Below are 7,153 nucleotides of genomic sequence, written 5' to 3'. Positions count from 1 at the left end.
CAGCCGTCTCTGTGGACTCAGAGACCGCGACGAAGCCGAAGCCGATGACGAAATGGTCGATCATGTGGCGCTTGGGGGCGACGGCCATCGCCCTCGTCATCCTCACCTGCGGGCAGTTCCTCAACACCAACGACTTCTTCCCGCTCGGGTCGCTGACCCAGTACGCCACCGCCAAGGACCTCAACGGGGAAGTGAATTCGACGTGCATCGAAGCCCAGTTCCCCGGCGAGGACGAACCGCGCAGACTCGGCTTCAACACGGACACAGTCGGGATCGAACGCGGTGACATCGAGTCGCAGCTCGACCGGGTCATCGCCCACCCCGAACTCCTGCAGACCTTGGCCGATTCCTACGAGCGCCTCCACCCGGATGAGCCGAAGCCGGAGTCCATGATCCTCTGCCGCACCGTGACTCAGTTGGAGAACGGGCAGAGCGTCGGCGAGCCCGAACACAAGATCCTGGCGACCTGGGAGGTGCAGTGAACAAGCCCGCGAAATCCACACCGAAGACCCAGACCCTGACGGGCACCTCCTCGAAGGCAAAGGTCGGCAATCCGATCATCGGCTGGTTCACGCCCCAGATCTCTCTGGCCCGGGTCGCGATCTTCCGCGTCTTCGTCTACATTTTCGTCGTCATCGACGTGCTGACCATCTCCGCCGATGTCATCCCACACGGATGGACCCCTGACCTCTACCAACCGCTGTGGCTGGCCAGGTTCCTCCACATCCCACCGGTCAGCGTCCTCGGCGCACAGATCCTGCTCGCCGCGATCATCGTCTTCTCGCTGTTGGCGGCCGCCGGAATCCTCCAGCGCATCAGTGGGTGGATGGTGGCGATCACCTTCGGGCTGTGGATGTTCTACACCCAGGGCTACGGGTACGTCGCCCACGATCACATGGCACTCGTCATCGCCGTCGTCGTGCTGCCGACGGTCGGGATCGCACGATTCCGGGACGTGGGAACCACCTCGGCGAAGGCAGGGTGGGCACTGCGGGTCGTGCAGATCTCCGTCGTCCTCACGTATTTCTACTCGGTGGTGATGAAGTGGATCGCCTCGGGCAATATCACCCACTGGGCCAACGGAGCCGTGATCGTCTGGGCTCTCATGCGCCGCGGTGCCGAATGGTCGAAACCGTTCCTCGAGATGCCCGGCCTGCTCATCGCCGGGCAGTGGGCGACGCTGGCCTTCGAATTCCTCTCGCCGATCGTGCTGTTCCTCAAGGGCAAGTGGCTCTACGGTGCCGTCATCTTCTTCATGCTCTTCCACCTCATGACCTACATCGCCCTGGGCATCCACTTCCTGCCGACGGTCATCTGCTGGGCCGCGTTCCTGCCCTTGGAGAAGCTGATCCCGAAGCGGTTCGCCGCGAGCACGAGGTGACGGCGGACGCTGCTGAGACTGGGCAGTGGTGACGCCTGTGCGTCCCCGCAGGGACGCACAGGCATTGTGTCACGCGCGTTCGATCGGCAGCCAGAGCTCGGTGGTGGCCGTGCTGAAGTCCGCTGCCCGGTCGATGATCGCAACGATCGAGGGCCCGGGCCGCAGCTGCCACGGATTCGACGGAAACCACTCAGTTGCCGTCGCCGCCCAGGTCGTCTGCAGTGCTTCGGGAAAGCGGCCGGCAGTGGTGAAGACCGCCCAAGTTCCCGCCACGACGTCGATGACGTCGAGGTCCTCAGGCGCCGAGGCGGGTGTCCCGACCGCGACGCCGTGCAGGTAGGTGAGCTCGGTGCCTTCCCGATAGTCCGGGTCGACATCGGCTGTGACCTGAAGCAGTCCGGTGGGCTCTGCGTCGCTGAGGGATTTGAGGCGAGCGTGCTCATCCGCAGGCAGAGATTCGATGTGCTCGCGGATGTGCGGGTTCTCTCCCTCGTGGATGAGAGGCACGCGCTTGGCGTGGCCGATGAGTGAGAACGCCGGTTTGTCGGTGATTCGAGTGTCCATGGAAGAACTCCCTTCGATCGTCAGGCGGAACCTGATGGTTGATTGACTGCGAAGGGGGCCACCGTCGCGCCGAACCGCTGACGGGCTCACGCCGTGGACGGAGTGGAACGCTCGCCCGAAGGCCTCGGCCGATCCGTATCCGTAGCGGACCGCGATGCCCAACAGCCCCCGGCCGGCCGCCACATCGGCGGCAGCCACGGTCATCCGGCGCCGTCGAACGTATTCCGACAGCGACATCCCCGCCAGGGACGAGAACATGCGCCGCAGATGGTATTCGCTCGTGCCGAGTGTCCTTGCCAACGATTCGACATCGAGATGCGAAACCCCTTCGTCTCCGACAGTGCTGCCGGTATCGGCGAGGTCCGACTCGATGAGGTCGATGAGCGTATTGAGTTCAGCGATCACGATGTCTCCCTTCACTCATCAATGGTTCCGCGCAGGCGGTGTACACCGCCCGACAATCTCTGCCCGATTCAATCATGTGCGCGTTGTTCGTGAGTCAGCACAGCGATGCACCCCACTGCCGGACTGGCCATTTCACCCCACGGGCGGTGCGAAATCGCCTCCGCGGGCATAGTGTCGTCTCATGACCGCCGCACCCAAAGGCGCCCCAGCGTCGGAGCCGCCGACCGCGTTCGCCGTCTCGGCGGTGCTCGCGGGTGCTCTGTGCCTCTCGATCTCCGCGATTCTGGTCAAACTCGCCGGGGTCGATGCGGCGACGACGGCCGTGCTGCGGTGCGCGATCGCCGTCATCGCCCTCGTGCCTCTGGCGCGCTTCGAACGCCGACGCCACGGTGGGCTCTCTCGAGCAGGGATCCTCTGGGCGATCGCGGCCGGCATCGCGCTGGGGATCGATTACATTGCGTGGACGGCGTCGATCTACCTCGTGGGCGCGGGCGTCTCGACCGTGCTCGTCAATGTCCAAGTCATCGTCCTGCCATTGCTCGCGCTGCTCGTCGATCGTGAGCGTGTGAGCGCACGTTTCCTCATCGCACTTCCGCTGATGCTCATCGGCGTCGGTCTGGTGGGAGGCATCGTGACACTGACCGAGGTGGGCGACAGTGCCGTCCTCGGCACCGTTCTCGGACTGATCGCGGGAATCGGCTACGGGGTGTACATGTTCCTCACCCGCCGTGGGACCAGGCGCAAGGCCGAGGGGACACTTCAGCCGTTGGCCTGGGCGACAGCCTCGGCGGCGGTGACCTCGGCAATCATCGCGCAGTTCACCGGTGGCCTCCACCTGGCCGGGATCGGCCCGAAGTCATGGATGTACCTCATTGCCTTGGCCCTGCTCGGGCAAGTGGTGGCGTGGCTGCTCATCAACAGGGGCAGCGTCCGATTGGTGCCGACGATGACGGCGAGCCTGCTGCTCATCCAACCCGTGCTCGCCCTCGTGCTCGCGGCGCTCATCCTCGGCGAAATGCTCACCCTGGGGCAGGCGATCGGTGCAGGCCTCGTTGTCCTCGCGGTGGCCGTAGCCAACGGGGTGTGGCGACGGCGGAGGAAATCCCACGCTGCTCGGAGTCCAGGGGACGAGCTCAGGGCGCCAGGCTCGGTGCCTCGGTGATGCCGAACCGTGTCTTCAGCGCTCGCTGAGCGGCGAACCAGCCGTTCATGCCGTGCACGCCGGGTGCCGGTGGGGTCGCCGCCGAACACAGGTAGGCGCCGGGGACGCCGAGGCTGTAGTTGTCCCAGCTCATGCGCGGCCGGGCCATCATCCGGTAGAAGGAGACGAGCCCGGTGGCGATGTCGCCGCCGATGTAGTTCTGATTGTGGGCTGCCATCTCCGATGCGGGGATCGAGTTGTAGGACACGATGGTGTCGCGGAAACCAGGGGCGAAGCGTTCGATCTGCCTGATGATGTATTCGGCCGGATCGATCGGGCAGTCGAAGGGGACGTGGCAGTACGTCCAGAGTGGGCGCAGGCCGTTGACCTCACGCGATGGGTCGAACACGGTTGGGTCGGAAACCAGGCTGACCGGGTGGGCAGGCATGCGTCCGGCGATCACATCCGCCTCGGCGGCGGCCATCTGCTGCCGGGTTCCGCCGACGTGGATGGTGCCGGCCCGAGCGGTCTCCGGATCAGTCCAGGGCACAGGGCTGTTGAGGACGAAATCGACCTTCGCAGCGGCGTTGCCCTGTTTGAAACGGCGCAAGGACTTGTCGACATTGGCTGGCAGGAGTCCGGAGAAGATCTGTGCGGCATTCAGTGCCGAGGTGTCGAGGAGATAGGCCCGGGCCGCCGGCATATCGGAGACGTGATCGATGCGCGCATTCGTCGTCACGGACCCGCCATGGGCCTCAAGGTCGGTGACCATCGCGTCGATGATCGCCTGCGAGCCACCGACAGGGGATGGCCAGCCACCGGCGTGGGCGACGGTCGAGAGCATGGTGGCCGTGGCGGCCGTGCCCATGCCAGGAAGTCCGCCGATCGCATGTGCGGCAACGCCGGTGAAGAGGGACTGGGTGGATTCGTGGGAGAGCGGAATGTTCCAGGCCGGGCTCGCCTGGGACAGCAGTCGCAGTCCGAACTTCATCACATTGGCGATGCCGGGAACATCGCGCAGAGTCTCCGGGACGGAGCGTTTGTCGCCGAGGGAGAGCCAGATCGCATCATCGACGCGATCGAGGAGCGGGGCGAAGAACCGTCGCCATTCGGGTCCGGCCGCGCCGAGGCGGTCGACCGTCGCGTCGAGATCGTGGAAGGCCAGCGCTGTCGGCTGATCGTCGAGAGGCTGCGCGTAGGAGACCTCCGGGGTGGTGAACTCGAGGCCGCGGGCACGGAGGTCGAAATCGACGAAGAACGGGCTCGAGATCGCCAAGGGGTGCACGGCCGAGCAGATGTCGTGGGTGATGCCCGGAGCCAGGCCCAGGTCAATGGTGCGGGCACCACCGCCGATGGTCGACTGGGCTTCATAGACCTGCACGGACAGACCTGCCCGAGCCATGGTGACCGCGGCGGCCATGCCGTTGGGGCCGGATCCGACGACGACGGCATCTACCTCAGCGTTGCTCATGGCTTCAGTCTAAGGGAGAGGGGTGACGCGACCATTGCGAGGACGGACTATCTCCGTGACGCACAATCGGTCTACCCCGGTGTGAGGATGCCTCTGATCGCGGGGTGAACCAGATCTTCGTTATCGAGGATCCATCAATGCCGACAAGCACTCGATTGCCACTATCGACTCCGCGCAGCAGTGAGAGCAGTTGGTGGAGAACAATGCGACGGGCAAGCATCAAGGATGGGACACAGTCAACGCGGCAACCTCAGCGGTTATGTACTCGGCGATCCGGTCAGCGGCAGCGGTGCGCCCGGCCGCGCGCTGGCCATCTTCGACGCTCGGGTTGTAGTTCGTGTTGGTGTTGATGTCGTAGACGACCTGGCGACCATCGGCAGTCTCGATGAACTCGATTCCAGCGATGTCGATGTGCAGTTCGCTCAGGAGCGTCTCCAGCCTGCCGATGAGGGGCGTGCGCGCGGTGATGTCCTCACGCAGGGAGAACGGGTCGAGTGGTGTGGCAGAAGCGCCGGGGATCTCGCATGCTTCGGCGGGGCACAGTTCGAAGGACCCATCGGAGACATCGACTCGCACCGCATAGTGGAACCGGCCGCCGATGAATTCGGCACGGGTGACGAACGGCTGTGCCGGCTGGACATATTCTTGGACCAGTGTGATCCCGTCGATCGGCTCGTTCGCACCACCTGGTGCGAAGTCACCCGCAGCCTCGTCGAGTTCGGCATGGGACTCGAAAAGGCGCACTCCGAGGCCCTTGCCGCCCTGGTTGTGCTTGGTGATGAAGGGCGGGACGAAATCGCGCGCCGCCGTGGACAGCGCAGCACTGCCGAAGACCGCCGAGGTGCGCGGCGTGTCGAAGCCGCGAGTGGCAAGCTCGCGGTGCTGGCGGATTTTGCTCACTTCGAGTTCGTAGACGTCTGCGCCGTTGATGACGGTGCGCCCGGCGGTCTGGAGCCAGGCGAGCACCGCACGCCCGTAGTCCTTGACGTGTGGATCCGTGCGAGTGTGCGCCGAGGCGGACAACCGCGACCAGAACAGGCCCTGCGGCGGCTCCGCGGTGAGATCGATCGAGGCTTCAGGCAGCAGCCATTCGACGAAGCTGATGCCTGAACGTTCGAGGGCCCGCGCAAACGGCGCGATCCATTCGGGATTGTCATGAATGATGTAGACCGCCGGAACGTCCGTTACGGGAAGCAGCTGTGTGCTCATCTGTATTACCTCGCATCCTCCAACGACGGCGAGGGGTGACTGGATGCACCCGCACACCCGTTCTGCTCAACAATCCTAATCCGAGCGACCTCGTCTATGCCAGGGATGCAGAATGTGAACCGAGTGCTCCAGCTTCACCGAGTTTCGTTCATAGCGTACGCCTCGTCGAAGAAGGCCAGTTCGAGGTCGACGCCACGGTGCCAGATGTGAGTCAGTCGGCCTCGCACCGCGGCGGATTCTGCGTCCTCGCCGGTGGGGAATACCCGCTCAAGTTCGTCGACGAGGAACTGCACCCAGGCCCGGAAGGCGTCACCGCGGTGCAACTCGATCCACCCGGAATGGACCCGGCGTGGAGGCATCGGATCCGAGCGCTCGCCCCAATCGAGGTAGAGCCATTCGGCGATGACGAGCACGACGAGCAGATCTGCGTAGGAGGCCGAGTCGACGGCTTCGTCCATGAGGTCACGGAAGCCCTCGGTCGGCTCAGCCAGCTGGGGGTCAGCGTAGTCGGCGGCAGGGACACCCACCTCGGCGAAGGCCATGAGGAAATACGAATCCTCGTCGGCTTCGAGGAAGCCGAGCTGCTTGGCGAACCGCAGCTTGGGCCCGAGCGCATCGCCGTGAGCGACGCACGCACCGAGCATCGAGAGGAACGATTCGAAGAACTGGTAGTCCTGAATCAGGTACTGACTCATCACGGAGTCATCGACTGTCCCGGCAAACAGTTCGGTGACGAATCTGTGCCCGACTGCGGCCTCCCAGGTTGGAGCCGTTTCCGCTCTCAGGCTCGCAACCGGTCCATCCGCGGCCAGTCGAATGCCGCTGTTGGTGGTGTGTTTCGTGTCGACATCGGTCATCGGTGTCTGTCCTCACTTCCTCCGCCGGTGCTTACCGGATCAGGTTCGAAGGGTCTGCTTGCGCACTCTCAGCGCCAATCTCATAGCGCTCCCCCGTGGTGTTTCGAGCCTAGCACCGAACGGCG

Annotated in this window: 7 protein-coding genes and 1 riboswitch; of the genes, 3 read left to right on the top strand and 4 right to left on the bottom strand. The window is 64.5% G+C overall.

The window, feature by feature from the left end; translation table 11 throughout:
* On the top strand, positions 1-482 hold a 482-nt coding region (locus L0G76_RS12700; protein WP_304357555.1), incomplete at its 5' end, for a hypothetical protein.
* The gene (locus L0G76_RS12695) at positions 479-1,381 is read left to right on the top strand and encodes an HTTM domain-containing protein (RefSeq protein WP_304357554.1); all 903 of its coding nucleotides are present in this window, start codon (positions 479-481) and stop codon (positions 1,379-1,381) included. The genes L0G76_RS12700 and L0G76_RS12695, both read left to right, overlap by 4 nt.
* Positions 1,382-1,450: 69 nt before the next feature.
* Here L0G76_RS12695 and L0G76_RS12690 read toward each other — a convergent pair whose 3' ends face one another.
* Complete coding sequence (locus L0G76_RS12690; RefSeq protein ID WP_487247008.1) at positions 1,451-2,350, bottom strand: AraC family transcriptional regulator; 900 nt, start codon at positions 2,348-2,350, stop codon at positions 1,451-1,453.
* A gap of 181 nt (positions 2,351-2,531) precedes the next feature.
* Between L0G76_RS12690 and L0G76_RS12685 the strand changes: the two genes are divergently transcribed.
* Positions 2,532-3,512: a DMT family transporter gene (locus tag L0G76_RS12685; RefSeq protein ID WP_304357553.1), complete on the top strand. Its 981-nt coding sequence runs from the start codon at positions 2,532-2,534 to the stop codon at positions 3,510-3,512.
* Here L0G76_RS12685 and L0G76_RS12680 read toward each other — a convergent pair.
* The 3 genes from L0G76_RS12680 to L0G76_RS12670 all read right to left on the bottom strand — a co-directional run bounded on the left by L0G76_RS12680 (position 3,484) and on the right by L0G76_RS12670 (position 7,028).
* On the bottom strand, positions 3,484-4,962 hold the full coding sequence (locus L0G76_RS12680; protein ID WP_304357552.1) for a phytoene desaturase family protein: 1,479 nt from the start codon (positions 4,960-4,962) through the stop codon (positions 3,484-3,486). The genes L0G76_RS12685 and L0G76_RS12680 overlap by 29 nt on opposite strands.
* A gap of 219 nt (positions 4,963-5,181) precedes the next feature.
* Entirely contained in the window at positions 5,182-6,171 is a 990-nt protein-coding gene (locus L0G76_RS12675) for an ATP-grasp domain-containing protein (protein ID WP_304357551.1), read from the bottom strand.
* A 134-nt stretch (positions 6,172-6,305) separates the two neighbouring features.
* Positions 6,306-7,028 carry a TenA family protein gene (locus L0G76_RS12670; RefSeq protein ID WP_304357550.1) on the bottom strand — a complete coding sequence of 241 codons (723 nt, stop codon included), beginning with the start codon at positions 7,026-7,028 and terminating at the stop codon, positions 6,306-6,308.
* Positions 7,028-7,133: riboswitch (TPP riboswitch) on the bottom strand. Its footprint overlaps the gene before it by 1 nt.
* Positions 7,134-7,153: the final 20 nt, after the last annotated feature.

Origin of the sequence: Brevibacterium picturae (assembly GCF_030453725.1) — a bacterium.
Lineage (GTDB): Bacteria > Actinomycetota > Actinomycetes > Actinomycetales > Brevibacteriaceae > Brevibacterium > Brevibacterium sandarakinum_A.
This window is presented reverse-complemented; position numbering and strand designations above follow the sequence as displayed.

What these genes read in the sequence shown, in the direction of transcription:
- L0G76_RS12685 (WP_304357553.1), top strand. Translation starts at nt 2,532, where the DNA reads ATGACCGCCGCACCCAAAGGCGCCCCAGCGTCGGAGCCGCCGACCGCG.
- L0G76_RS12680 (WP_304357552.1), bottom strand. Translation starts at nt 4,962, where the DNA reads ATGAGCAACGCTGAGGTAGATGCCGTCGTCGTCGGATCCGGCCCCAAC.
- L0G76_RS12675 (WP_304357551.1), bottom strand. Translation starts at nt 6,171, where the DNA reads ATGAGCACACAGCTGCTTCCCGTAACGGACGTTCCGGCGGTCTACATC.
- L0G76_RS12670 (WP_304357550.1), bottom strand. Translation starts at nt 7,028, where the DNA reads ATGACCGATGTCGACACGAAACACACCACCAACAGCGGCATTCGACTG.